Consider the following 25,200-nt stretch of genomic DNA (forward strand, 5'->3'; position numbering starts at 1 on the left):
TTAAAGGGTTGCATCATGTCTGACGCTGCTTCTGTACTTAATCTGATCAAAGAAAAAGGCATCCAGTTTGTCGATCTGCGCTTTACCGATTCCAAAGGTAAATGGCAGCACACCGCGCAGGATATCTGCACGATCGACGAAGACGTTTTTGTTGACGGCATCATGTTCGACGGTTCGTCGATCGCCGGTTGGAAAGACATTAACGAATCTGACATGATCCTGATGCCGGATCCGGCCACCGCTGTTGTTGATCCGTTCACCGCTCAGCCGTGCCTGATCCTGTTCTGCGACGTTATCGAACCGGCCACCGGCCAGGGTTACGAGCGTTGCCCGCGTTCGACCGCGAAACGCGCACTTGCTTACATGAAGTCGGCAGGCATCGGCGACACCGCATTCTTCGGTGCAGAGCCGGAATTCTTCCTGTTTGACGATGTTCGCTGGAGCACCTCGCAGGAAAGCATGGCTTATGCGCTTGACTCCGAAGAAGGTCCGTACAACACCGGCACCGAATTCGAAGGCGGCAACCGCGGCCACCGTCCGGGTCCGAAGGGTGGTTACTTCCCGGTCCCGCCGGTTGACTCGGCAAACGACATCCGTGCCGAAATGGTCAACTACATCAACGAAATGGGCGTGCGTTGCGAAAAGCACCACCATGAAGTTGCACCGTCGCAGCACGAACTGGGCATTGCCTTTGGCACCCTGATCGAACATGCCGACGCCATCCAGATCTACAAATACTGCATCCAGATGGTTGCACACCAGTATGGCAAAACCGCAACCTTCATGCCGAAGCCGATCTTCGGCGACAATGGTTCGGGCATGCATGTTCACCAGTCAATCTGGAACGAAGGCAAGCCGCTGTTTGCTGGTAATGGCTATGCGGATCTGTCTGACACCGCCCTGTATTACATCGGCGGCATCATCAAGCATGCCAAGGCACTGAACGCCTTCACCAACCCGTCGACCAACTCTTACAAGCGTCTGGTCCCGGGCTTCGAAGCACCGGTTCTGCTGGCATATTCTGCCCGTAACCGTTCAGCATCCTGCCGTATCCCGTACACCGCATCGCCGAAAGGCAAGCGCGTCGAGATCCGCTTCCCGGATGCGATGGCCAACCCGTACCTTGCATTCACCGCAATGCTGATGGCCGGCCTTGACGGGATCGAGAACAAGATCCACCCGGGCGAAGCAATGGACAAAAACCTCTATGACCTTCCGCCGGAAGAGCTCAAAGAAGTTCCGACCGTTTGCGGCTCGCTGCGTGAAGCTCTTGCAAGCCTCGATGCAGACCGCGAGTTCCTGAAAAAAGGCGACGTCATGACCGACGACCTGATCAACGCGTATATCGAGTTGAAAACGGAAGAAGTCATTCGCTTCGAACAGGCTCCGCACCCGGTCGAATTCGACATGTACTACAGCGCATAATCTTCCATCCGGAAGACCACACTTACGCGAAACGCCCGGCCAGATTGGCCGGGCGTTTTTCATTGGCATTTAAACTGTTTGCTTACCCCTTACAGATAAAATTTGACCTTATCTTGGGGATGGGGATTAAATCGACCTTATGAGCAAGGCGATCACTATCCTACGTCTCGTTGGAGTACAGATCAGGTTCGAGCGCTGCTGAATAGAGGCAATATTGGGCTTTGCCCGCGGCCTTGGCTTCATACATCGCCTTGTCAGCTCGGCGGAGCTGTTCGTTCATATCACACCCGCCCCCCTCAAACACCGAGAACCCGATTGAGGCCGAGATACCGCAATCGTGCCCTTCCCAGATAAAAGGTTTGGTCATCTCGGCAAGAATTGCGTCGGCAATCTCGTTCATTTCCTTTTCCCGCCCCTTGTTCAAAAACAACAAGGTAAATTCGTCACCGCCCAGACGTGCGACCTCTTCGGCCCGCCGTCCAGCACGTTTAAGGCGCTTGCCGGTTTCTACCAACACCCAGTCGCCCGCAGCATGGCCCTGTGTATCGTTCAAAACCTTGAACCCGTCCAGATCGAGTATGAAAATCGCCGCAGGCGTATCCGTCCCGCGCAGCACACTTTCACATTGTTCAAGTTTCTGCATAAAGCGCGCCCGGTTGGCCAGCCCCGTCAGTTCATCATTGTTGGCCTTGTTCTGAAGCTCGCGCGCAGCATGCTTTTGTTTTGTGATGTCACTGGTCCACCAAAGAACAGCTTCTTCGCCCTCAAACGACAACGGTTCAAGCGACGTTTTAAGCCAGCGTGCATCGGCCATTTCAGGTCGACGCAGACGAATTTCGACATCTTGAAGTTCACCAAGGGCGTCCATGTCTTCAAGCGACTTTTTGCGATAACGTTCAGACAGCAAGACTGAATCAGATGGCTTCTTGTCGTTTTCAAGCCCCAGCATCTGGGAAAATGTGCTGTTAAAGAACTTGAACTCGCCACTATCACGACAGGAAATCCCAACGCCAATCGGCGCCGTTTCAAGCAATCCTGTCAGTCGTTCTGATGCCTCGGCGACCTCGGCCTGCGCCTGTTTCAAGCTGGTAACATCAATCAAAGACCCAATGGTGCCGGCAATCGCACCACTGGGCCCCTTAAGGGTTGCGGCAGCAAACAGGGCAGTCCGTTCCACATCATCAAGCACAAAACTGATTTCATCGCGCACCTCCCCTTCTTCCTTTTGCAAGGGGGCTTCGTGATCCCGGATCGTTTGCGCAAGGCTTTCTGGTGCAATCTCGGCCAGCTGCTTGCCTGTAACGGCCTTGGTTTCGAGCCCGAACAACGCGGCAAACGCCCCGTTACAACGGGTCACAACATTTTCACGGTTTTTGAGATAAATCGGTGCTGGCAAGACATCGATCAAATGCTGAATAAAGGTCTTGTGATCGGCCAATGCCTTGACCAATTCCTGTGCACGGCCATCATCGCGCAACACAAGTGCAATCGTATTGCCTGGCCCCGTGTCGCAGTGCCAAAGAAATAGCGTTTTGCCCATGCGAAAACCGGGAAGCTCGGTGTGTTTTCCCGATGAAATGGCTGCAAGTGCGGTTCTTACCGCCGAAACAGGATCACCGTCGGTAAATTCCCCGTTTTTGGCAAGATACGCAAGAATCTGCTTAACCTCAATGCCAGAACGCAAAACCGATTTGGCATCGCCAAGCTGCTTTTGGGCTGCTGCATTGACGTGGACAATCTTGAGATCATCCGGATCAAGAAAAATAAGACTGTCGCGTGACAACGCCGCTGTTGCCACAACATCTGCACTGACTGACAAGACACCCGATGCGCTGTAAAACAGCGCGCTCCCTGTTATCGCGGTTTCGTTGATGTCCCTGTTCAGGCCTTTTCGAGCAGCCTGTTATTTTTTATATGCCAAACCCATTGCATATACTTGAGAATAAGTCATTAGTTTTCTTGAATATCCGCGCACCAATCAGGAAAGCTTTATCTGATCTCCGCTATTCTTTCGCCGGAAGGTCGATATAGCCGCGATCGATGCAGTGTTCGAGTTCCTGGGCGGCTGCGAGCATTTCCTGAAACGTTTCCCGAAGATGTTTGAGCTTGGCAAGTTCTTCGGGCGTCGGATGCTGATCACTGCGATCATCGGAGAGTTTAAAGGCAAACTTCAGGTAATCCGCACGCAGGCGCGCCACTGTGATCATAAGTGGCACAGCATTTTCGACCGACATATCGGGAATTGCCGGGCTGATGATCTCGTGATTGATCTCGCGAAGGACATGCTCCATGCCCATCATGAAGCGGCTTTTGCTGCGGGTCGGGTCCTGTGTCATGGCTGTAACTCCTACACCATAAGGATCTGAACGATCTGCACAGTATCACGCGCGAAAGTAAAAACTCCCATAACAATACACCACGCACGGTAGGGGCAGGCCCCATACATTTCACACACCCGCCCCCATCTCAACCTTGCAGCCATCCGTCAAGCAGGTTAGACCCAAGGATCGACACTGCATAAAATGGGAATGCAATGATGGAAGCACACGTTAAGTGGCTTGAGAACCTTACATTTACCGGCACATCGGGCACCGGCCACGGCGTTGTCATGGATGGCGACAAGGATAACGGTTTCGGCCCCAGCCCGATGGAGATGCTTCTGCTGGGTCTTGGCGGATGTTCGTCCGTTGATGTCGTTCACATCCTTAAAAAGGGACGCGAAAACGTTCTGGATGTCGAAACCGACGTAAAAGCCGAACGGGCGAAAACCGACCCGAAAGTTTTCACCAAGATCCACCTGCACTTCAAGGTCAAGGGCGAGAACCTTAATGAAACCAAGGTCGGCCGTGCGGTTGAACTGTCGGCTGAGAAATATTGTTCTGCCTCGATCATGCTGTCAAAAGCAGCAGAGGTCACCCATAGCTGGGAACTCGTCGCGTAATCACGCAACACCTGATTTACGACCACCTTTAAAAGCGATCTGATTTCAGGTCGCTTTTTTGTTGCTCGCACGCAAGCGATTCTCGCGCTACGATCCGAACAAACCGGGGCATCGCCCGGAAACAACACAAGAACCGAACGGAGAACGCCAATGGGCACGTCGCAAACGATACAGGCAGGTCTGGCGACCATTGCCCTTGCTGCTGCTTTGGCAATCGGTGCCTGTTCAAAACAGGACCCGATCGAGAGCCCGTCGGGCCGCGCCATTGGTCCACCTTCCATGGAGGTTTCGTTTGACGACTATGTGCAGTCGACACGTGCTCAACTCCGTGATGTTCTTTCTTCAAAACGGTTCTCACGCGAAAACAAGCCATTTGGCGATTATGATATCGATCAGGTCGTTGAAATGCGGGCACCTTATGCCCTTGAACCAGAAACCCTATCCTGTGATGTAACCGGCAGCGACCCGACCAAGGGAAATCGCGTTGGTTTTCTGATGGTGCATGGCCTGACCGACAGTCCATATTGGCTTAGCGATGTTCGCGACGATCTGCGTAAACGGTTTCCATGTGCATCTTTTCACGGCGTATTACTTCCGGGTCACGGCACTGTTCCGGGTGATTTGATGGATGTGCGCTTTGATGACTGGCTTCAAACCGTACGGTTTGGTGTAAACAGCTTTGACGATGAAATCGATCATATCATTCCAGTGGGCTTTTCCACAGGCGCCGCCCTTATTGGGCGTGTTTTTGCCGAACAAACACATGATGACCGGATCAAAGGCCTGATCATGCTTTCTCCGGGCCTTGCTGCCAAAAGTGATCAGGCGTGGCTGACACCCTATGTCCGTTATGTCAGACACTGGGTCGGTCAAGGGCAGAACAATGATCCGGGGAAGTATGGCTCCATGGCGATGAATGCCGCAGCAGAATTTCATCTTTTGACCGAACCGTATCGGGAAGGAACATTACCGTCGTTAAACGTTCCGGTCTTTGCGGTTGTCAGTTCAGACGACCAGACGATCAATGCCGGGCGTGTGGTTGATTTTTTCTGTGACAAGGTGGCCCACCCAACCCGCAATCTGATTTGGTATCAGGGTGAAACCGCCCTGCCACGAACGGCGTCATCCTGTGAGGGCATTGATATTGTGCCTTCTGAAAATCCGGAGTTGCGCACGCTTAACCATGCCCATATCGCCATCACCTTGCGCCCCAACAATCCGGTTTACGGGATTGATGGCCCTGTTGTTGATTGTGGGCACTATGATGAAGACATGGCGCATGCCGCCTGTTTGAATGGACCAGATACAGTCTATGGCGAACGCAACCTGCTTGATAGCGTCACACCGGGCACATTACGACGCGGGACCTTCAACCCCGATTTCACCGGCATGATGGGCAAGATGTCAGGTTTTGTCATCGCCACTTTGACTGGCGAAAACATCACCGGCAATTAGGATCTGATGAGCCAATGACGTTTGTGATTGATCAGTTCACCAGCCCTGACAACATCACACTCAGATACGCGCTGAGCAGCCCGCCAAACGCGCAACATTACGTATTGGTGCTGCAAGGGCGCGGCGAATATGTCGAACGCTATCAGGAAACCACTGAGGACCTTGCCGAGCGGGGGTTGGGCTGCGTGACATTTGATTTTCGCGGTCATGGCGGGTCAACACGCGCAACAAACGACCGCACCATGGGCTATGTCGCAGACGTTGCCCAATATGCAACAGACGTTCGCCGCGTTATGGACCACGTTAAACACACCCATGGCGTTGAATGCGAACTGGTTCTGACGCATTCGACCGGTGGGCTAGTTGCCATGGGCATGATGCTTGATCAGCCTGACCTTTGGCAAAGTGCCGTAATGATCGCCCCGTTTTTCGGGCTTGGCGGACCGGACTGGATATCTCTTGCGGCACAGTTCATTTCAGCCAGCCTGTGCCGCTATGGCTTTGACAAGCAATATCTGCCCGGACAAAGCAAACTCAGCCCGCTTTCGGCATTTGATCCGCAAAATATCCTGACATCCGACCCTGTACGCTACGCGCGCAACGTCGCCATACTGGAAAACACCCCCGATCTTGTTGTTGGCGGCGTTTCTGCCGGATGGCTTGATGCCTGTTTCAAGGCACAGGCATCCCTATCTGATCGGGTTGAACAGATGAAATCCGGGGCCCTGAGCCTGCCCCCAATTACCATGACCCTGGCTGGCAATGATCAGGTTGTCTCCAATTCGGTAACCGAAGAGATGTTTGGCAGCCTGCCCAACATCACAATTCGTGAAATCCCCGAAGCACGACACGAAATACTGCAGGAACGCGACCTTTATCGCGACCAGTTCTGGAAGATATTCGACGACCATATCGAACGTTGCGCTTTGCGCTCGCAATAGACCCTTTTGTGCAAATGACGGGTCTAGAGCTTGGCCAGAAGACTTGCCTTGGTGTCCTCATCGACAAAGGCAGCTTCAAGGGCGGTACGGGTAATGCCGAGAAGCTCATCCTCGCTAAAGCCAAACTCATCCTTTGCGCGCTGATATTCCGCTTCGAGCGAGGTAAAGAAGAAGGGCGGATCATCTGATCCCAATGTCACCTTTACACCCAAATCATAGAGTTTGCGCAACGGGTGGGATGCATAATCCGGGAACACCGAAAGCGCAATGTTCGACCCGGGGCAGACCTCAAGCACGATACCGCGCCTGGTAAGCGTTTCGACAAGCTTGGGATCTTCGATGGAACGCACCCCGTGACCGATCCGGGTGACCGGCAGCTTATCAATCGCGTCCCAAACGCTTTGGGGGCCCTGAACTTCGCCTGCATGGGTCGTGCATCCCAAACCACCATCCCTGGCGATTTTAAAAGCTGGATAGAAATCTTCCTGCGTGAACAGGCTTTCGTTCCCGCCCATGCCAAATCCGACAATGTATGGATGACCGCACGCAACCGTTTCACGCGATACCTTAACCGCGATATCCGGTCCGACATGGCGCACACAGGTCATGATAATCCGGCCAATGATCCCGGTTTGCTTCTCGGCACGGTCAATACCCTCAACCACCGCTTCAAGATGATCGTCAAAGGACAAACCACAATCAGCCGCATGGGTTGGTGAACAGAAAATCTCGACATAAAGCGTACCGACTTTTGCCTGCTCGACCAGATACGCACAGGTCAGATCTGCGTAATCGTGCTTGGTACGGATGGCTGCACTTGCCTTGTCAAAGCTATTGAGGAACTCGGGAAAATCGTTCCAGATATAGCGATCCTGATCATCGTAAATGTTATCAGGCAGGGTCAGGCCATTACGCCTGGCAAAGCTGCGCACAAGTGCGGGCGTCATCGCCCCTTCGAGATGCAAATGCAGTTCTGCCTTGGGAATGGTCTGGATCATCGCCTTGCTCCGGATTTCTCGGTATCAAATTCAAACTGATACCTTCTAACCCAAAGCATCCCGCAAGGTCACGCAGCAACCGCACGCCGCGATGATTTGACAGCTGCGCGCCACTGACGAATTTCCGGATCATCGACCAGTGACGCCAACGGCCCGATAAACGGCTCGAACCGTTGCCATTTCTCCACCGAATCCTGGTTGATTGGCCGACGCACCTGAATCATGCTGGCGGTCGCCGCAGCTTTGTCGGAGCGATAAAATTCAAGACATTGCGGATGCCATTCCAACCCGCAATGCGCCAGATAATCCCGTGCGACGGTCTCTGGTTCTGACACCAGATCCTCGTATGACAAGTCATAGAGTTGCCCATTGAGATCAGTCTTGAAGTAAGTGGTCATCAATTCAACATAGCCACGATAATATTCGGCAAGCTCACCAAGGTCGTCGGAATAGCGCATCGGAATGGAAAACGGCGTCGTGTATATCGAAAGACAGGTCGCCAATGGATGGCGATGGGTGTGAATGATCGGTGCATCCGGGAAGACGCGCCTGATCATTTCAATCCGAAGGAAATTGGCAGGCGTTTTGTTCGTAACAAACCGCTTGTCAGGCGCATAGGCTTTCAGCGCATCAAGATACTGCTTGCGAATTTTGGCTGCGGCCGTGGCATCAATACGCGCCAACTGTTCTGAAATCTTCCCTCGCCCGACGACATCAATCACCGCCTTTGCAAAGTCACCGATTTCACCGGCGGCATGTACGTCAGGATGCGCACCAAGAATACGCTCGGTCAGGGTCGTGCCGGATCGCGGCATCCCGACGACGAAGATCGGGCGCGGGCCGCTTTCTTCTTCGTCGGCCCCGGCATTCTCCAAAACCGGTGCTTCACCGACCATCTCACGCAAATGCGCCAGCTCCTGAAGCTCGAACGCTATATCAAAGGGGCGCTCTGCGCGGTTTGCCGCATGTCCCAGCTTATAGAAACCAAAGGCTTCTTTCGCGTTGTCCTTTGCTTCCTCAATCTTTGCCCGCGCAAAGGCCGCCTTGTAGCTTTCCCCTTTTGCAATATCTTGCTTGTCGAGCATCGCGTCAAGATAACCGGCGGCTTCATCTGGCATGGATTGCAGGCGCATGAAGGAGATGATCAGATAAGGCTGGGCACTATAGAATGGATTGGCCGAAATAATGGCGAGACATGTGGACACAGCCTTGTCCGCCTCATTTGCTGCCGCATACGACGCAGCCAACATCATCCGCACAGCCATGTTATCGGGATAGCGTGCGACAAACCTTTCGAGCACGCCAAATGCCTTAGCGTGCTGTTCCTGATGCAAATAAATGCGCGCAAGAAGGATTTGCGCATCATCATACTTTGGCGATTGCACAGGAACCAAGTGAAGCAAATCGACCGCTTCTGTCAGTCGCGGCACAATACACAGTCCGGGGCTTTTGTTGACCTCGTCCTGAAAAATGACCTCTGCCAGCATATGGAGCAGAATATCGTTCTTGGGTTCAGTGCCCAGCCGTTTTTTGATCGCTGCTTCCAATGCGCCGAGTTCATTTGATTGGAAAGCATATTGGCGAAAGTTCTGCGCAACCGGTGCGAAGAACCGGTCCGTCACAGGAAGCGCATTAAACAGCCTTTTCAATCGCCGCCCTGCTTTTGCAGCCGAACCTGCCTGCAACTCACTGACAGCGGTCATGATCTCGATATCGGTTCTCTTGGGGTGCAGGCGCAAAATACGGGCACCAAGCTTTGCCGCCTGATCAAACTGACCGGCTGACATTGCCTGCTTCATCTCAAACGCAATGTCGGATTTCGTCTGTGCCATGTGACCTCGTTTTAACGCCCCTTAGGACGCTTTCCTTTTAGAGGTTTCTTCCTCGGCATCATCGAGAATCAAAAGCGGGCTGATATAGGGTTCAAACCGTCGCCACTTGTCAACAGAATCGCTGTTCACCGGCCTTCTGACCTGCAACATACTTGCTGTGCGCGCGACTTTCTCTGAACGATAAAATTCAAGGCAACTCGGGTCCCACTCGACACCACAATGGGTGAAGAAAGCGCGTCCAACAGTTTCCGGATCAGCAACCAACGCCTCGTAATCGAGCTCAAACACGGTATTGAGCTTATCGGTGGCGACAAAATCGCTCATCAATGCTTCGGCTTCTTGGTAATAAGCTGCGAGATCATTGAGATCATCGGCGTAGCGCATTGAAGTAACAAACGGCGTTGTATAGATCGATACACAGGTCGCAATCGGATTACGGCGCATGTAGATGATCGGAGAATTCGGGAAAACAAGCCGGATTATCCCGACTCTCTTCAGGTTGCCCAAATTCTTGTCGATTACAAAGCGGGCATCCGGCGCATATCCGCGCAAAGCGGCAAGATACCGTCGTCGTATTTCATGGATTTGGGCCTTGCCCAACTTCTCCATCTGCTCGGCAATTTCAGTAACTCCTGTGACGTCCGCCACGATATGGGCAAAGTCACCAATTTCACCAGCGCCGTATACATCCGAATGCGTGCCAAGAATGCTCTCGGCAAGTGTCGACGCGGAACGCGGCATGCCGACGATAAAGACCGGCGTCAAATCATCAGCTGAGGGCTGTGAGATAGAGCGCGGCTGATCATCAAGGTCGTCATTTTTCAAAAGCGTGCGAATACGCTCAAAAGACTTTTTCTCGGCGGCAATGTCATAGGGCGCAATTGCCGCACTAATCTCATGGCCCGTCTGATACCATGAGAATGCGGCTTTCATATCGTTGCGGCTTTCCGCCATCGCCCCCAAGGCAAAGGCCGCCTGAAACCGATCAATGACCGGGTTGGCCTTATTACCCAGATAAGTCTCGAGGACCTGTTCGCTGTTTTCCGGCAAAGCCAATGGCGAAAGATAGCAAAGCACGAGATACGGGCGTGGGCCGATATCGGCATAATCATCAATCAGCGAAAGTGCACAGTTTGTCGCGGCTGCCACTTCGCCCGATATTGCAAGTGCCGAAAGCTGAAACAAACGCAACGCCCGGTCATCAGGTTTCTCTGCAACCAACTCGGATAACAAGGCAAAGGCCTTGTCGGTCGCTTCGCAATGGACATATAGACGCGCCAGAACTTCCTTGGCTTCGCGTGCCCTGAAGTAGTCATGGGGCAATTTCTCAAGCAGGCGAATTGCGTGGTAGATATCTTTTGAATAGAGCCTTGCCATGCCCTGCCGGTTAAGACGCTCCATGACAAGATTGGCAATTGCCTCTGCATATATCGGGTGTGCGTTCTGCTTTTGGCGCTTGCTTTCAAGTACCTGAACAACAGAGGAAAAATCACCCGTGATGCGGGCATATTCGTGAAGGTTTTGCAGGATCGGCGAAAAATACTGATTTTCCGGCCCCACCTCGGCGATCAACCGTTTAAGACGCGCACCAGCCCGAGAGAACCGTTTTGCGTGAATTTCTGCAACTGACGTAATGACATTTAGGAAAACATCGCGGGAATGGGTCTTGAGAAGATGGGCACCGGTATCGGCTGCAGTGACGAAATCGCCTGCTGCCATGGCTTTTTTAACTTGTTCCGAGACGTCAACACGTGGGTTCGCCATCGGGCCCCCTAATCAAAATTCACCTTAAACGACCAATGATCACCAACGAATGCGTGTCTTCAAGTCGTCAATATTGCAGTGCACAGCGCAAATACTGCGCTGATTGCGGTCAGATTCCAGAAAACTGTTTGATTGTTTTTGCTGATTTACTCGGCGACGACATTCGTAATGAAAGATCGTCAGACCCGTGCGCAGCAAGCATGGCTGCGCGATCAAAATAGGCCGATGACATTAAACGCCTTTTTTCAAGCGCCGTGTCGTACCTTGAATGTATCATTCATCTGTCCCTGGATGCGTAACATGTTATCTACGCCCCCTCCCCAAGCACCAGACGACTATAGGTCAGTTATTTCATGTCGCATAGCAAAAACATATACTTCCTGACCGCTATTCACGTAAATGTGACTGAATTGCCACACCGGTATGTTCACCCGATATGTCAGATGATGCAGACCTGATTTTTCTGTTTCGGGGATGCTGTATTTCTTCGGGCCGGTAGGGTTTTGCCGCTATCGCTTCAGCGATACCGGCGCACGGCCGAATCTGCGCGAAAACGCACGCGAAAATGCGCTTTGGTCCGTGAATCCGACAACTCCAGACAGTTCAGATATTGATAAATCGAAATCCGGATCACGCAAAAGCGCCATCGCCATCTGCAACCTCTGTTCCGTCAGCCAGCGGATCGGGCTCGTCCCCAAATGACGCTGGAATGCGGCAAACAAGCTGCTTTCAGATTGTGACGCGACCCCCGCCAAATCGGTGATTGTGATGTCCTCGCCCAACCGGGCCTCGGCCCATGCCATCACACGGCTCAGCCGGACGGGCAGATTTTGGGCCGAAACGTCCCGAAAAAGATCAGCCTTGCGACTGGTTGCAAGAATCTGCCTGACAGCCGCCACCAGCCATTCTTCATCGCAATCATCTTGCTGGCTCACCTCGCCTGCACTCGCTGGCAATCGGCCCCTTGCCCTGGTCGACAGACCACCGAGTAGCCCCATCAAACCAGCCTGTTGGTCATGGCGAACATCAAGATAGGTCGCCGCCTGCCCATGTTCCGCCCACAGAGCTTCAATTCCTGTTTGACTGGCAAGATCAGCATCAACATCAAGCACAAAAAACCGGTTAAGGCCCTCTGCGCGGTAAGCATGGGTTTTTCCGGCTTCAACAAATGCCATCCGCCGACCACAGACCTCCCCACCACACCCTTCAACTTCAAGCTCAAGCGTGCCAAGGTCGGAAATGATGATCTGATGAAAATCGCTGTGACTGTGGCTTTGCGCCTCGTCGCGATATTGCCGCAAGCTGTAGTGCATTTGGTCCTCTGACGGGCAGTAACACATCAACAATATCAGCACGGCGCATATTCGCCAGACTATTTGACGGACACAGGATCAAAGCCCGAGTGATATCAAGCCCGGTCAAATATTTTCTAACACGTTGATTAATATATCTTACCCTACTGGTTTCTTGTTTGTTGCAGGCCATATACACTGAAGAAAGCATGCGCAAATTTGCCAACAGGGCGCAACAAGACGCACCATGCAGGACGAACGGAGAAGACCAAAGTGACCTACTGCGAGAAATGTGATGTGATTCCGGAAATCGCCCCCACCAATGGAACACTTTATCTCTGGCCACCTGTCGCGCATACAACAGGTAAAATTCTGGCCGGGGCAAAAGCCATTGATATCAATTTCAAAAAAACGCCATCCGTCGCAACCCTGTCCTGCCCTTACAGCCGACCGGGGCTCCGCGCCCTGATCGACGCCATCTCAATTGATCTGCTGCCAGAAGAACTCGCAGACACCAAGGCCCTGATCATGCCAGGTACTGACACCCCGGAGATCGATGATATTTCACGGATCACGAGCCTTGGCGCCATCCGGGCGGCAATCGGTGGGGAATGGCTGGGGGAACTGTTGCGTGAAAGTCGCCTGAACTCCGTCTTTCAGCCGATTTTTTCGTGCAAAAACCTTAATATGCCCTACGCCCACGAATGCCTTATTCGCGGTGCAGCCCCCGATGGTTCTGTGATCAATCCGGCGCAGCTTTTTGAAGCGGCCCAGTCCGCCACACTACTTTTCCAGCTGGATCGGGCCGCGCGGGCTGCAAATGTCCGCAACGCAATAAAGGCCGGGGTTCAGGGGAACCTGTTTATCAATTTCACGCCCAGCTCAATCTATGATCCGGATTCGTGCCTGAGATCGACCATTGAAGTGGTCGAAGAGTGCAATGTGGATCGCAAGAATGTGGTCTTTGAAGTGATTGAAACCGAAAAGGTGCGCAGCACTGCCCATTTGAGCGCGATCCTTGAATCCTATCGTGCATCGGGGTTCCGTGTTGCGCTTGACGATGTCGGATCGGGCTATTCAACCCTGAACCTGTTGCCCGAACTTCGCCCGGACATCATAAAAATCGACCGGGAACTGATTGATCACGTCGATCAGGACAAGTTCAAAGAGGCGATTGTCAGCAAACTGATCGCACTGGCAAAGCAGCTTGATATTGAAGTTGTTGCCGAGGGCATCGAACGCCAGGAAGAACTTGATTTCCTGATGGCACACGACGTTGATTACGTTCAGGGATTTTTGCTTGGCCGCCCGACACCAGCCCCGTTCAAGGGCCCGGCGGCTTAACGGTTTCATCGCCCAGGTTAAATAGCCCCCTAGACACGTACCATGTCGCTGAGTTCACGTCGCACCATCCGCTTGTAGCTTGATACGATTTCACGTCCCTCGGCCTTGGGAACGGCGATGGCCAAACGCATGGTGGCTTCGCCGGAATACATAATCAGCAAGCAGCGGGCGGCAAATGTTTTGAAATCACCATCATTGCGACGCACACGCAAAACAGCCTTGGTCAGCTGATCTGCATTGGCCCGGCTGACGTCCATTTCCATATCGCGCAGTGTCTTGTCCGCCTGCGTGCCCGTCCAGATATCGCAAATCACCGGTTCGGCCAGAAACAGCTCGTAATAGGTATCAATAAGCTGATCAAAGGCCTTCACCAGTTCATCCGCCGTTGAGACACTGGCAAGAGCATCTTCGATGCAATGCAGGGATTCGGCATTGTAGCGTTCGGCAAGCGCATGAATCACCGATGCCTTGTCGGGGAAGTACTGATACAGCGACCCGATAGAGACTCCCGCCTTTTCCGCGAGTTCCCCCATCTTTATTGCGTCACTGCCATGGGTAGAAATCAACTCACAGGCGACTTTCAGGATGGTGTCGACCCGTTCGCGGCTTCTTTTTTGCGTTGGCGCACGGCGCATCTTTTTTACGTTATCCGACAAACACTTGCCCCCTTCTTCGCCCATAGATTTTAGCTGATCTGACATGTTTTCACAGGTTTGTGACAAACACAAACTCTTGACGATCAAAATATGAGGATTTATCACATTTGGCAAATGTGAGGATTGCTCACATTTTGAAATTCATGTCAGGAGCCCTTGTTATGTCAACCAATCCACGCTTTCTTGTTCTTGGCGCGACGGCCAAAACCGGCCGTCGCGTTGCTGAAAAACTCACCACACTTGGTCACGATGTCCGTGCTGTATCCCGCAGCACGACCCCGGCGTTTGACTGGACCGATCCGTACACCTGGGATGATGCCCTGCGTGACCGCGATGCGGTTTACGTCACTTTTCAGCCCGATCTTGCCGTTCCCGGATCAGCCGACATCATTAGCAATTTTGCCAAACGTGCGCTGGCACATGGCGCGAAACGCATTGTCATGCTTTCAGGCCGCGGCGAAGAGGCAGCCCATCGGGCCGAAGACGCCTTGCGTCATTCCGGGGCGGATGCAACCGTGTTGCGCGCCAACTGGTTCTTCCAGAATTTCAACGAGGACCTTTTCCTGCCCTACATTCAGCAAGGCACCCTTGCCCTGCCCGCTGGCGACACACCCGAACCGTTTATTGATGCAAACGATATCGCCGAATGCGCGGTTGCCTGCCTGCTTGATCCATCCCATATCGGCAAAACCTATGAGCTGTCGGGCGCAACGGCGCTGACCTTTGCCGAAGTTACCCAAATGATTTCCGCCGCAACCAATCACCCGGTTGATTTCGTTACGGTTACGCTTGATCAACTTGATGCTGGTCTTGAGGTCGATGGCGTCCCCGAAGATTTCCGCGGTTTGATCCGTTATTTGTTTTCCGAAGTCCTTGATGGTCGCAACAGTCAACCAACCAACGACGTTCAGAAGATTTTGGGACGCCAGCCCAACAGTTTGCGTAATTTTGTCGAAGATGTTGCCAAAACCGGCATATGGGACGTTGCAAAACGCGCCTGACCCAACACAAAAGGCGCGCAGCAAAATATCTGCTGCGCGCCTTTTGGCGGTTTGAAGTCGGCCGCATGGATCCGTCAACACGGCCGGATCAGGGCCGGATTATGAAAACAATTCCCTGTTCTCATCGATAATTTGTGGCAACCGTTCCATGGTCCCCGACAAATGCTTTCGCATTTCCATACTTGCCGCATTGCCATCACCGGACTGAATGGCAGCGATGATTGCCTTGTGACCTTCAAGAACCGAAACCATCTTACCACCGCGTGGCAAATCAAGCGTCCGCACCCGCGCAAGATGCCCGCTTCGTGCGGTAATCTGCAGATGCAGATTGGACTGGTTCACACCATTGAAAAGTGCTGCGTGGAAAGTTTCATCAAGCTGCTTGAAAAGATCGATCTGCTCAATATCGCCAACCAGCGCCTCTTGCATTTTCACAATGCCCTTGGCCTTGACCACCGCAGCTGAATCCTTGGCTTCTGCCAATTGCCGGACCACTTCACATTCCGCGGCAACACGCAAAAAATGTTCTTCGCGAATGCGCGCAACATCGATCTTGGTCACCACAGTACGCGATTGCGGATAGGACACCACAAGACCATCCTGCTCAAGACGCATGATCGCTTCGCGCACGGGTGACTGGCTGACATTGAAGCTATCTGCCAGTTCTGCACGCACAAGCGTCGTTTCAGGCGGCAGTGTCAGCGAGATGATCCGGTTCCTGACTTCTTCATAAACCAGCGCCGAGGCCGGAACATGGGCGTTGGTTTTTACCCCGCCTTCATGCATGGCAAGCAGCCCGCCCGTAGATGTATTCATTTTCATCTGTCTCCTCGGCAAATTTGCAAATGCCTTAATCCGTCTCGAACTTTCATTACATCAATGTATCGGGCAACAACAATGTCAAACCTGGCACTGCTGCCATCAGTACAAAGAACAGCACCATGGCAATAAAGAATGGAATGGACGCCCGCGCATAGGCCCCTGTTTTGACATCCAAAATCCCGCATACCGTAAACATGATCACGCCGACCGGCGGCGTCAAACCACCAAAGTTGATCAATGTGACAATCAGGATGCCCATGTGAACCGGGTCATATCCGGCACTGACAAGAACCGGCATGACAATCGGTGTCACCAACAGGATATTGGCCGCCCCCTCAAGGAACATGCCGCTGACCACCAGCACCATGACAACAAGGATCAGAATGGCGGTTGGGTTTTCGGTAAGCGTGGTGACAAATTCCGTGATTTGCTGTGGGGCGCGTTCGATGGTCATCGCATAGCCAAGAACCGCTGCCATGATGATCAGCAACATCACCATGCCAAGATCCGAGATCGATCCGGAAACTGCCTCGTAGAACTTTTTGAAATCAAGTTCGCGATAAACAAACATCCCGACACACAGCGCATAGAACACAAGGAACGCGCCGGCTTCGGTTGCTGTAAAGATGCCAAACCGGAAACCGACAATCAGGATCACCGGAAATGCCAGCGCCCAAACGCTTTCGGAAAAACTTGTCCAGAGTTCCTTGCCATTTGGCACTTTTGGCAGATCGGGTTTGTAGCCATTCTTCCTCGCCACCATCCAGGTCGTGATCATCAAAACGATGGTCAAAAAGATGCCCGGCAATACACCAGCCAAGAACAGACGCCCGATGGAGACTTCATTGACAAACCCAAACAGGATCAGGCCGATGCTTGGTGGAATGGTGGCCGTTATCACCGAACCAAATGCCAGAACTGCTGCTGTGTGTGCCTTGGAATACCCTTGTTTGATCATGCTTGGGCCCAGCAGGCGCGATTCCATCGAGGCATCGGCCACGGCCGATCCGGAAATACCGCCCATCATGAAGCTCAGCACAATGGAAACCTGTGCCAGACCACCAGCCATCCAGCCGGTTAACAGCCGGGCGAATTTCACAAGGCGATAGGTAATGCCCGTCACATTCATCAGGTTACCGGCAAGAATAAAGAACGGTACTGCCAGTAGCGGGAAGCTTTGGGTTGCCGTGACCATTTTCTGAATAACAACGGTTGGCGGCATCGCACCGGTCATGACAAAGACCGGAATGGAAGCAAGGCCAAGAGCAAAGGCAACCGGCATGCCGATCACCAAAAAGACCGTAAACAGGCCCGCGATCAGGATAAGCATCAGTTTGCCCCCCTATGACGCAGTCGGCGAACAAGCTGTGCGATCATGGTGCGCATCATTAAAAGGATACCCACCACCATTGACGCATGAATGTAGGACGCATTGATCTGTGCAGCCCCCACCAGACGCGGATGCATCAAAATCATATTTCCCCAAGCGTAGTAAAGCAGAAAGGCAAGGAAGCCGATGATGACAAGGATGTTGAAAATCTCGACCAGATACGCCGCACCTGGCGACAGCACTTCCTTGATGATCTGAAGCCCGAAATGGCGGTCATCCTGCATCGCAATGTCGGCTGCAAGCATGCACAACCAGGCAAAGATCAGTTGGGCCATCTCGACCGACCAGATGATCGGCGATCCCATTGCACGGGCGATGGATGCTACCGCAACAAGCAACACAACCGCGACAAGCAGCGCTCCGCCAAAGGCAAACTCAATTCGCTTGAGCATGTATTCAATTCCGTTCTGAAGGTTGAGGTGCGTTGCCTTTTGATTGCAGCAACGCACCTGCTTTAGGCAGTCTTGGAGATATGGAAATTTAGCGACCGAGAACCTTGTTCACGATCTTTGCTTCTGCTTCGAGATCAAGCATCTGGTAAACTGGCGCGACAGCTTCCTTGAACGGAGCCAGATCGACTTCACTGACGTCAACGCCGCTGGCGGCAACGTCTGCAAGCGCCTTGTCACCAAGTTCGATGGTCAGACCAGATGCATAACGACCATTTTCAACGGCCAGATCCCGCACGATCTTCTGGTTTTCAGGGGAAATTTCATCCCAGGCACCGGCACCAACGACAAGGGCGGTGACAAGCTGAATGTGACCAGTCTTGGTAACGTTTTTGATCACTTCGTAAAGTTTGGCATTCCAGATGGCGGTCGGCTGTGCTTCGGCCGCGTCGATCGTGCCAAGCTGAAGCGCGCTATAGACTTCGCCCCAGGCAATCGGGGTCGGCTCTGCACCCATTGCGCGGATGGTTTCAATCCAGACCGGTGCACCGATGGTCCGCATACGCACACCCGAAAGATCCGCCGGGCCGGAAATCGGCTTTTGCGTCAGCGCATGGCGCGCGCCCTGATACCAGTTCGATGCGATCATCACGAGGCCGGATTTCTCGCGCAGTTCTTCACCCCAACCAAGATATTCTTCAGACAGGGCAAATTTGTCAGCCTGATCATAGGTATCAAACAGGAACGGTGCAGACATGATCGCAAGCGACGGTACAAAACTGGAAAGACGTGCCACATCGGTCACGGTACCCACAGCAGCACCGGCACGTGCCTGATCAATCATTTCCGTGGTGTCGCCAAGCTGCGAGTTGTGGAAAACCTCGATCACAACGTCACCATTGGTGGCTTTTTCGACTTCGGCTTTGAACTTTTCAAGTCCCTGCCCCATCGGATCATTCGGTGACAAAACCGTCCCGATGCGCAGCGTTGTTTCCGCCATTACAGGCGTGGTCGCAGCCAATGCCCCTGCGACAACTGCGCACAGCCCAAGTGTTTTCATGTTGAGTTTCATTTTGGATTTCCTCCCGTTGGATTGGTTCTTGTTAAATTGATATTTCAGTTGATTTGAAATTCTAGATATCTCGCCTTAATATTGTCAACGGATTTCTCAACCCAATAAAATCATTTAATATTATATAGTTACTTTAATTTTTTGCCGGCCGCCCTGTGCTTGACGCGCAACCTTCGCGCCATAACAGGTCGAAAAACCATTTTCATAGTCGCGGCAAAACACAAGCGATCACACGGTGACGACACAGTTGTGCGTCATCACAAAGGATGTGTTTGTGTGTGTGGGGGGGGGGAAAGATTTGATGATTTTCCGACCCGGAAATGGGAACGCGACCGTCTTCCAGAGGCAAATGCCACCTAGAGAAAGATTGCGTTAGCGCGCGATATCGCGATATTTCGCCGGGGTCAGGCCGGTAAAGCGGTTAAAGCGGGTGGTGAGATGGGCCTGACTGGAGAAACCGGTCGCAAAGGCAATCTCGGCAACGGAACTGCTCCCGTCACGCAGCATTTGCATGGCCCTTTCTATGCGCCGCCGCAGAACGCATTGATGCGGTGTTTCGCCCACGGTTTTGCGAAACATCCGGGCAAAGTGATAGGCCGACAGATCAGCGACATCTGCCAATTCTTCGATCGTAAGTGGCAGATCAAGGTTGGCGTCAATGAAATCAAACACCCGACGCTTGATTGCCGGAGACAACCCGCCGCGCACCTTGATCCCCAAATCGCGCCGCGATGAATAGCTGCGCAGCATATGGCCCATCAAAAGCTGCCCGGCGTTGGACATCGCCATGCGATCTGCCGGAGCATTCCAGTCAAGCGGCAACATGGCGCAACGCACGGTTTTCTCAATCAGCGGATCAAGGAAAAAGGTCTTTTCAGGCACTTCGACCGCATTGGGTTCGACATCGAAGACCTCGACCACTGACCGTTCCCAGGCCGCATGGGGGATATACAGATGAAAGAGTTCCACCTCGCCCTGGACGACCCAATCCGATGTCAGGTGGGCCGGCATCAAACAACAGCGTCCGGGGCCCCCGCCGCTCATCGGGTCTGCGCCGATTTTCCGCTGGATACCGGTGCCGCCATTTACGTAAAGACTGATGGTGTGATGGTTCGGGTCGGTATAGCGCGTCATCACGTCGGCCTTGCGCCGCCAGTGGGCCGCCGAAATGCTGTCACCAAAGTCCCCGGCGCGCAGCAGATTTGCATCCCCAATCAATTGATTGAAGACTTCAAACTTCTGATACCGCCCGTTGGGCTGAAAGAATGATCCGAACTGTGACATGACCTGTTACCGACATTAACCAGCCTGATCATCGCACCGCACACCAAATTTGCAAAGCGATCCAAATGCAATGCAGCCCCGATTTGCGCAAGAATGTGAAAAGACCAAGCCCCCGCCGCGCTGCCAGACAATATTCCGATCATTGATCTGAAATCAGAAACCGAATGACCAAATACAATATTGGCAAGAACGACGGGGAATGGCTTTGAAAAAGCGTGATAGTGTCCGCCCATCAAGATGGCTTGCCCGGCGGTGACGGCCAATTAAGAACCAACCCCGAAAGCACATCTCCGGTTTGGGCAAATTCACCGGCATGATCACGGCGGCAATCATGAAGTTCCGCCACCGTTAGGTTTGAAATATCTCGCATCGTCTGCGCATTGGACGCCGATCCTGCGTCATGCGCCTTCATCGCGTGACGTTCTTCGTGCCATGCTTCCATGGCAGCACGCAAATGCCCGACGAGGCCAAGCGGTGCAGATGAAAGTTCCGCGCCCCGGTCGGAACCATGGAGCAGAACGGTGCGTGGGTCGTGCTCATAAGATATGACTGACTTCATAATGAGATTCTCCAATCGTTGATTTCAACAGATTGAGCTTTCCTCATTGATTAATCAAACGAGAAGATTTAATCTCATTGATTAGAAAAACTCATAGAATGGATTTTTTGCCTTTTCACCGGTTCGGGTCAAAAGGTGATCTCCTGATCAAAGAGGCCCGTCGATGAATTCCACTGCCCCTGTCATACATAATCTTGACCTTGATCTTGCCCGGACTTTTGTTGCGATCTGCGAAACCGGCAATTTTTCGCGGGCGGCAGAAAAGGTCCATCGAAGTGCGTCTGCCATCAGCCTGCAGGTCAAAAAACTTGAAGGTACGGTCGGGCGCGAACTGTTCAAACGCGAAACGCGCAAGGTGACGATGACCGAGGATGGCGAGGTGCTTTTGGGCTATGCCCGTCGGTTGCTGAAACTGAACGACGAAGCAATGTCGCATTTTCATGCCCCGGCTTTTTCGGGCACAGTGCGGCTGGGCGCGCCCAATGACACCGGCATTATCGCAACACCTGAAATTCTGCGGCGCTTTGCTGATAGCCACCCCCACGTCAATGTCGAAGTCCGCCTTGGCCCGACACGCGATTTGCGACAGCGAATCGCCAGGGGTGAACTTGATATTGCGATTTTCAGTTATGACCCGGAACTTGATAGCTCCCCTCCTATTCATTCCGAACCTCTGGTCTGGCTGGGGGCACGCAATGGTACGGCATATGAAAAAACGCCCCTGCCCGTTTCCATGGCCGAACACGGATGTTATTGGCGGACCATTGCGCTTCGGGGGCTTGATGATGCCGGTGTGAACTATCGCATCGCCTATACCAGCGAATTTTGCCAGGCCCAGATTGCCGCAGTGCGCGCAGACCTTGCGGTTGCCCCTGTCCCGATCAGCGTTATTTCCGATGAGCTGGTCCACCTTGGCCCGCGTCATGGCCTGCCCGAACTTGGTGAATACAGCATGACACTGGCCAAACGTGACGGGCATGGTGCAATTGAAGATGCGCTGGCCGAACATGTTGTCGCCAGTTTCCACAAAATATCTGAACGCGGCATGCGGCTGTTTGCATAAACACCGGGATTCTGCAGACAAACGGCGACACCAAGGCTGTTTGACAACTGTCGGTTAAGAAGGTGGAAACGTGTTTTCTTTTCTGTATACTGCCCTTCGAATATAAAAGGCCAATAACACAGGGAAGGTCATACTATGGGAAAACTATCTACCATTCTCCTTTCGGCAGCATTGTCGACGGCTGTCGTCGCTGGCGCAGCCGCTCAGGACCCGGTCAAAATCGGAATGCTGCAAGGCTTCACCGGCCCGACCGAATCGCTTGTTAAGCCGATGGCTTTGGGCGGTGAGTTGGCCATTCAGGAAGTATCCGACAGCGGTCTTCTGCTTGGTGGCCGTGAAGTCGTTTCGGTACGCGGTGACAGCACCTGCATCGATGCGGCTGCCGCATCCGCAGCAGCTGATCGTCTGGTGACCTCTGATGGCGTTCACGGCATCAACGGGGCAACCTGCTCTGGTGCGACCACAGCCATCCTCAACAACGTTGTCCGTGCAAACGGCGTCGTCATGATCTCGCCGTCGGCAACCTCGCCGGCACTGACCGAAATCGAAGATGACGGCTACTTCTTCCGCACCGCGCCTTCGGATGCACGTCAGGGCCAGATCCTTGCAGAGATCCTTGATCGTCGCGGCATCAAATCGGCAGCACTGACCTATACCAACAACGATTATGGTAAAGGCCTTGCAGACGCCATTCAGGCAGCCTACGAAGCAAAAGGTGGCGAAATTACTGCCGTTGCAGCACATGAAGACGGCAAAGCCGACTACTCTGCTGAGATCGGCACGCTGGCATCTGCCGGTGGTGAAGTTCTGATCGTTGCTGGTTATCTTGATCAGGGCGGCAAAGGCATCATCCAGGCATCGCTTGATACCGGTGCGTTCGAAACCTTCATCCTTCCCGATGGCATGGTTGGCGAAGCACTGACCGATAACTTCGGCGATGCACTGGACGGTTCCATTGGCACCAACCCGGGCACCGACAGCCCCGGCGCTTCGATGCTGGCTGAATTGGCCAAGGACAAAGGATTTAAGGGTGATGACCCCTATGTCCCGGAAGCCTATGACGCATCTGCACTGCTGCTGCTTGCCATGCAGTCCGCAGGTTCGACCGACAGCGCGGTTTACAAAGACCACGTCCTTAAAGTCGCCAACGCACCGGGCGAAAAAATCTATCCGGGCGAACTGGCCAAGGCGCTTCAGATCCTCGCTGATGGTGGTGAAATCGACTATGTCGGTGGTACCGCACTTGAGCTGATCGAGCCGGGCGAGTCCGCTGGTAGCTTCCGCGAAACGCAAATCGTCGACGGCGCGTGGAAGACGGAAATGTACCACTAAGCCAATCATTTAATGATGGCTAATAACGCTGGAACTGTCAGAGACTTCGGTCTCTGGCAGTTCCTCTATTACCGGGCCTTCATTGAGGAAACCCGGTGAGGTACACGGGACTGACCACGTAATCAGTCCATGACAAAGGTCGAAAATTTCGAATGATAAGGGTCGAAAACATCGCCAAGAATTTTGGCGGTATTCAGGCGGTCGATGGCGTATCGCTATCGATCGAAAAAGGCTCCATAACCGGTCTGATCGGGCCGAACGGTGCTGGAAAAACAACGCTGTTCAATATTATTGCAGGCGTTTTTCCGCCGTCGTCCGGGCAGATATTCCTTGATGGCGAAGATGTCACCCGGCTGGAACCGCACGAGCTTTTCCACAAGGGGTTGTTGCGCACCTTCCAGATCGCGCACGAATTCTCGACGTTGAGTGTTCTTGACAACCTGATGGTTGTCCCCGGGGAACAACCGGGCGAACAGCTGCGCCATAGCTGGTTCAATTTCTCCCGCGTGAAGGAAATCGAAGCAAAAAACTACGAGCGTGCGCTCGAAGTGATCGATTTTCTTGAGATTGATCACATCAAGGATGAACTGGCTGGCAACCTTTCGGGGGGGCAAAAAAAGCTTCTGGAGCTGGGCCGCACCATGATGGTGGAGCCCAAGATCGTCTTTCTTGACGAGGTTGGCGCGGGCGTGAACCGTACGCTTCTCAATACCATTGGCACTTCAATCAAGCGCCTTAACGAGGAACGCGGCTATACGTTTTGCCTGATCGAGCATGACATGGATTTCATCGCACGCCTGTGTGATCCCGTCATCGTCATGGCAGAAGGCAAGCTTCTGACCCAGGGCACGATTGAAGAGGTCAAGAACAACGAGGAGGTCATCGAGGCCTATCTCGGTACGGGTCGCAAGCATGAACGGAAGGCGCCAGCATGAGTTTCTTAAGCGCAACCGGTATGACCGGCGGCTATGGCGGTACTGACATCATTCATGATTGTACGATCACCGTCGAAAAAGGCGAGATCGCGGTCGTCGTCGGCCCCAACGGAGCCGGAAAATCAACGGCCATGAAGGCGGTCTTTGGCATGCTGAACCTGCGTAAAGGGTCAGTAACGCTGGATGGCAAGGACATCACCAACCTTGCCCCGCAGGATCGTGTTCCACAGGGCATGGGATTTGTTCCGCAGAACCGCAACGTTTTCGTTTCGCTGACGGTTGAAGAAAACCTTGAAATGGGGGCCTTCATCCGGACCGATGACAAAATCGAAGACACCAAGGAACAGATTTTCAGCCTGTTCCCGATTTTGGCGGAAAAACGCAATCAGCCCGCAGGCGAGCTTTCCGGGGGGCAGCGCCAACAGGTTGCCGTGGGCCGTGCGCTCATGACGCAGCCGAAACTGCTGATGCTTGACGAGCCAACCGCTGGCGTCTCGCCGATCGTGATGGATGAATTGTTCGACAAGATTGTGGAAGTCGCCAAAACTGGCGTCGCCATCCTTATGGTCGAACAAAATGCCCGTCAGGCACTAGAGATCGCCGATCACGGGTTCGTCCTGGTGCAGGGACGGAACCGGTTCACCGATACGGGCGAAGCCCTTCTCGCCAACGAAGAAGTCCGCCGGTCCTTCCTGGGCGGGTAAA

23 protein-coding genes are annotated in these 25,200 nt (G+C 53.2%); 10 read left to right on the top strand and 13 right to left on the bottom strand.

All coding sequences use genetic code 11. The annotated features are described in order from the left end of the window. The first annotated feature begins 15 nt into the window (after positions 1 to 15). Positions 16 to 1,425 (top strand): type I glutamate--ammonia ligase, encoded by a 1,410-nt coding sequence (gene glnA / locus JF44_RS0103110; protein ID WP_033067493.1) that lies wholly within the window; start codon positions 16 to 18, stop codon positions 1,423 to 1,425. A gap of 160 nt (positions 1,426 to 1,585) precedes the next feature. Here the strand turns inward: glnA and JF44_RS0103115 are convergent, their stop codons facing one another. Further along, positions 1,586 to 3,244 carry a diguanylate cyclase domain-containing protein gene (locus tag JF44_RS0103115; RefSeq protein WP_238318358.1) on the bottom strand — a complete coding sequence of 553 codons (1,659 nt, stop codon included), beginning with the start codon at positions 3,242 to 3,244 and terminating at the stop codon, positions 1,586 to 1,588. A 184-nt stretch (positions 3,245 to 3,428) separates the two neighbouring features. Continuing rightward, a complete protein-coding gene (locus tag JF44_RS0103120) occupies positions 3,429 to 3,761 on the bottom strand; it encodes a hypothetical protein (protein WP_033067494.1) in 333 nt (110 codons plus the stop codon). Positions 3,762 to 3,961: 200 nt separating this feature from the next. Here JF44_RS0103120 and JF44_RS0103125 point away from each other — a divergent pair, with 200 nt between their 5' ends. From JF44_RS0103125 to JF44_RS0103135, 3 genes are all read left to right on the top strand, one after another. Beyond that, positions 3,962 to 4,366, top strand: a complete 405-nt coding sequence (locus tag JF44_RS0103125; protein ID WP_033067495.1) for an OsmC family protein — start codon at positions 3,962 to 3,964, stop codon at positions 4,364 to 4,366. A gap of 150 nt (positions 4,367 to 4,516) precedes the next feature. Then, a complete protein-coding gene (locus JF44_RS0103130) occupies positions 4,517 to 5,821 on the top strand; it encodes an alpha/beta hydrolase (protein ID WP_033067496.1) in 1,305 nt (434 codons plus the stop codon). Positions 5,822 to 5,835: 14 nt separating this feature from the next. Then, positions 5,836 to 6,762, top strand: coding sequence for an alpha/beta fold hydrolase (locus JF44_RS0103135; protein WP_033067497.1), 927 nt, complete (start codon positions 5,836 to 5,838; stop codon positions 6,760 to 6,762). 23 nt (positions 6,763 to 6,785) lie between these two features. On the opposite strand, the gene JF44_RS0103140 is transcribed toward JF44_RS0103135, so the two are convergent. From JF44_RS0103140 to JF44_RS0103155, 4 genes are all read right to left on the bottom strand, one after another. Next, positions 6,786 to 7,760, bottom strand: coding sequence for an adenosine deaminase (locus JF44_RS0103140; RefSeq protein WP_033067498.1), 975 nt, complete (start codon positions 7,758 to 7,760; stop codon positions 6,786 to 6,788). A gap of 68 nt (positions 7,761 to 7,828) precedes the next feature. Next, entirely contained in the window at positions 7,829 to 9,592 is a 1,764-nt protein-coding gene (locus tag JF44_RS0103145; RefSeq protein WP_033067499.1) for a tetratricopeptide repeat-containing sulfotransferase family protein, read from the bottom strand. A 21-nt stretch (positions 9,593 to 9,613) separates the two neighbouring features. Next, a complete protein-coding gene (locus JF44_RS0103150) occupies positions 9,614 to 11,356 on the bottom strand; it encodes a tetratricopeptide repeat-containing sulfotransferase family protein (protein ID WP_033067500.1) in 1,743 nt (580 codons plus the stop codon). A gap of 509 nt (positions 11,357 to 11,865) precedes the next feature. Next, complete coding sequence (locus JF44_RS0103155; RefSeq protein ID WP_033067501.1) at positions 11,866 to 12,669, bottom strand: helix-turn-helix domain-containing protein; 804 nt, start codon at positions 12,667 to 12,669, stop codon at positions 11,866 to 11,868. A 252-nt stretch (positions 12,670 to 12,921) separates the two neighbouring features. Here JF44_RS0103155 and JF44_RS0103160 point away from each other — a divergent pair, with 252 nt between their 5' ends. Beyond that, complete coding sequence (locus tag JF44_RS0103160) at positions 12,922 to 13,992, top strand: EAL domain-containing protein (RefSeq protein WP_033067686.1); 1,071 nt, start codon at positions 12,922 to 12,924, stop codon at positions 13,990 to 13,992. Between the two features lie 29 nt (positions 13,993 to 14,021). Here JF44_RS0103160 and JF44_RS0103165 read toward each other — a convergent pair whose 3' ends face one another. Next, positions 14,022 to 14,648, bottom strand: a complete 627-nt coding sequence (locus tag JF44_RS0103165) for a TetR/AcrR family transcriptional regulator (RefSeq protein WP_033067687.1) — start codon at positions 14,646 to 14,648, stop codon at positions 14,022 to 14,024. Positions 14,649 to 14,809: 161 nt separating this feature from the next. Here JF44_RS0103165 and JF44_RS0103170 point away from each other — a divergent pair, with 161 nt between their 5' ends. Beyond that, positions 14,810 to 15,649: an NmrA family NAD(P)-binding protein gene (locus JF44_RS0103170; protein ID WP_033067502.1), complete on the top strand. Its 840-nt coding sequence runs from the start codon at positions 14,810 to 14,812 to the stop codon at positions 15,647 to 15,649. A 99-nt stretch (positions 15,650 to 15,748) separates the two neighbouring features. Here JF44_RS0103170 and JF44_RS0103175 read toward each other — a convergent pair whose 3' ends face one another. The 6 genes from JF44_RS0103175 to JF44_RS0103200 form a co-directional block, all read right to left on the bottom strand. Further along, positions 15,749 to 16,465 carry a GntR family transcriptional regulator gene (locus JF44_RS0103175; RefSeq protein WP_033067688.1) on the bottom strand — a complete coding sequence of 239 codons (717 nt, stop codon included), beginning with the start codon at positions 16,463 to 16,465 and terminating at the stop codon, positions 15,749 to 15,751. Positions 16,466 to 16,520: 55 nt separating this feature from the next. Beyond that, on the bottom strand, positions 16,521 to 17,801 hold the full coding sequence (locus JF44_RS0103180; RefSeq protein WP_033067503.1) for a TRAP transporter large permease: 1,281 nt from the start codon (positions 17,799 to 17,801) through the stop codon (positions 16,521 to 16,523). Continuing rightward, positions 17,801 to 18,253: a TRAP transporter small permease gene (locus JF44_RS0103185; RefSeq protein ID WP_033067689.1), complete on the bottom strand. Its 453-nt coding sequence runs from the start codon at positions 18,251 to 18,253 to the stop codon at positions 17,801 to 17,803. Before JF44_RS0103185 ends, JF44_RS0103180 begins: the two co-directional genes overlap by 1 nt. A gap of 88 nt (positions 18,254 to 18,341) precedes the next feature. Beyond that, positions 18,342 to 19,322, bottom strand: coding sequence for a C4-dicarboxylate TRAP transporter substrate-binding protein (locus tag JF44_RS0103190; RefSeq protein WP_033067504.1), 981 nt, complete (start codon positions 19,320 to 19,322; stop codon positions 18,342 to 18,344). A 372-nt stretch (positions 19,323 to 19,694) separates the two neighbouring features. After that, a complete protein-coding gene (locus JF44_RS0103195; RefSeq protein WP_033067505.1) occupies positions 19,695 to 20,606 on the bottom strand; it encodes a helix-turn-helix domain-containing protein in 912 nt (303 codons plus the stop codon). Between the two features lie 232 nt (positions 20,607 to 20,838). Continuing rightward, positions 20,839 to 21,165, bottom strand: coding sequence for a hypothetical protein (locus tag JF44_RS0103200; protein ID WP_033067506.1), 327 nt, complete (start codon positions 21,163 to 21,165; stop codon positions 20,839 to 20,841). Between the two features lie 163 nt (positions 21,166 to 21,328). On the opposite strand from JF44_RS0103200, the gene JF44_RS0103205 reads away from it, so the two are divergent. The 4 genes from JF44_RS0103205 to JF44_RS0103220 all read left to right on the top strand — a co-directional run bounded on the left by JF44_RS0103205 (position 21,329) and on the right by JF44_RS0103220 (position 25,199). Continuing rightward, complete coding sequence (locus JF44_RS0103205; RefSeq protein WP_033067507.1) at positions 21,329 to 22,228, top strand: LysR substrate-binding domain-containing protein; 900 nt, start codon at positions 21,329 to 21,331, stop codon at positions 22,226 to 22,228. Positions 22,229 to 22,363: 135 nt separating this feature from the next. Continuing rightward, positions 22,364 to 23,560 carry an ABC transporter substrate-binding protein gene (locus JF44_RS0103210; RefSeq protein WP_033067508.1) on the top strand — a complete coding sequence of 399 codons (1,197 nt, stop codon included), beginning with the start codon at positions 22,364 to 22,366 and terminating at the stop codon, positions 23,558 to 23,560. A 152-nt stretch (positions 23,561 to 23,712) separates the two neighbouring features. After that, the gene (locus JF44_RS0103215) at positions 23,713 to 24,495 is read left to right on the top strand and encodes an ABC transporter ATP-binding protein (RefSeq protein ID WP_033067509.1); all 783 of its coding nucleotides are present in this window, start codon (positions 23,713 to 23,715) and stop codon (positions 24,493 to 24,495) included. Beyond that, the gene (locus JF44_RS0103220; RefSeq protein ID WP_033067510.1) at positions 24,492 to 25,199 is read left to right on the top strand and encodes an ABC transporter ATP-binding protein; all 708 of its coding nucleotides are present in this window, start codon (positions 24,492 to 24,494) and stop codon (positions 25,197 to 25,199) included. The genes JF44_RS0103215 and JF44_RS0103220 overlap by 4 nt, the downstream gene beginning before the upstream one ends. The last annotated feature ends 1 nt before the right edge of the window (position 25,200 follow it).

This window comes from Thalassospira australica, from assembly GCF_000763295.1.
Taxonomy (GTDB): domain Bacteria; phylum Pseudomonadota; class Alphaproteobacteria; order Rhodospirillales; family Thalassospiraceae; genus Thalassospira; species Thalassospira australica.

Coding starts and splice junctions, on each gene's coding strand:
- JF44_RS0103205 (WP_033067507.1), top strand. CDS start 21,329: ATGAATTCCACTGCCCCTGTCATACATAATCTTGACCTTGATCTTGCC.
- JF44_RS0103140 (WP_033067498.1), bottom strand. CDS start 7,760: ATGATCCAGACCATTCCCAAGGCAGAACTGCATTTGCATCTCGAAGGG.
- glnA (WP_033067493.1), top strand. CDS start 16: ATGTCTGACGCTGCTTCTGTACTTAATCTGATCAAAGAAAAAGGCATC.
- JF44_RS0103210 (WP_033067508.1), top strand. CDS start 22,364: ATGGGAAAACTATCTACCATTCTCCTTTCGGCAGCATTGTCGACGGCT.
- JF44_RS0103190 (WP_033067504.1), bottom strand. CDS start 19,322: ATGAAACTCAACATGAAAACACTTGGGCTGTGCGCAGTTGTCGCAGGG.
- JF44_RS0103175 (WP_033067688.1), bottom strand. CDS start 16,465: ATGAATACATCTACGGGCGGGCTGCTTGCCATGCATGAAGGCGGGGTA.
- JF44_RS0103215 (WP_033067509.1), top strand. CDS start 23,713: ATGATAAGGGTCGAAAACATCGCCAAGAATTTTGGCGGTATTCAGGCG.
- JF44_RS0103180 (WP_033067503.1), bottom strand. CDS start 17,801: ATGCTTATCCTGATCGCGGGCCTGTTTACGGTCTTTTTGGTGATCGGC.
- JF44_RS0103135 (WP_033067497.1), top strand. CDS start 5,836: ATGACGTTTGTGATTGATCAGTTCACCAGCCCTGACAACATCACACTC.
- JF44_RS0103145 (WP_033067499.1), bottom strand. CDS start 9,592: ATGGCACAGACGAAATCCGACATTGCGTTTGAGATGAAGCAGGCAATG.
- JF44_RS0103220 (WP_033067510.1), top strand. CDS start 24,492: ATGAGTTTCTTAAGCGCAACCGGTATGACCGGCGGCTATGGCGGTACT.
- JF44_RS0103195 (WP_033067505.1), bottom strand. CDS start 20,606: ATGTCACAGTTCGGATCATTCTTTCAGCCCAACGGGCGGTATCAGAAG.
- JF44_RS0103200 (WP_033067506.1), bottom strand. CDS start 21,165: ATGAAGTCAGTCATATCTTATGAGCACGACCCACGCACCGTTCTGCTC.
- JF44_RS0103150 (WP_033067500.1), bottom strand. CDS start 11,356: ATGGCGAACCCACGTGTTGACGTCTCGGAACAAGTTAAAAAAGCCATG.
- JF44_RS0103130 (WP_033067496.1), top strand. CDS start 4,517: ATGGGCACGTCGCAAACGATACAGGCAGGTCTGGCGACCATTGCCCTT.
- JF44_RS0103120 (WP_033067494.1), bottom strand. CDS start 3,761: ATGACACAGGACCCGACCCGCAGCAAAAGCCGCTTCATGATGGGCATG.
- JF44_RS0103155 (WP_033067501.1), bottom strand. CDS start 12,669: ATGCACTACAGCTTGCGGCAATATCGCGACGAGGCGCAAAGCCACAGT.
- JF44_RS0103170 (WP_033067502.1), top strand. CDS start 14,810: ATGTCAACCAATCCACGCTTTCTTGTTCTTGGCGCGACGGCCAAAACC.
- JF44_RS0103125 (WP_033067495.1), top strand. CDS start 3,962: ATGGAAGCACACGTTAAGTGGCTTGAGAACCTTACATTTACCGGCACA.
- JF44_RS0103185 (WP_033067689.1), bottom strand. CDS start 18,253: ATGCTCAAGCGAATTGAGTTTGCCTTTGGCGGAGCGCTGCTTGTCGCG.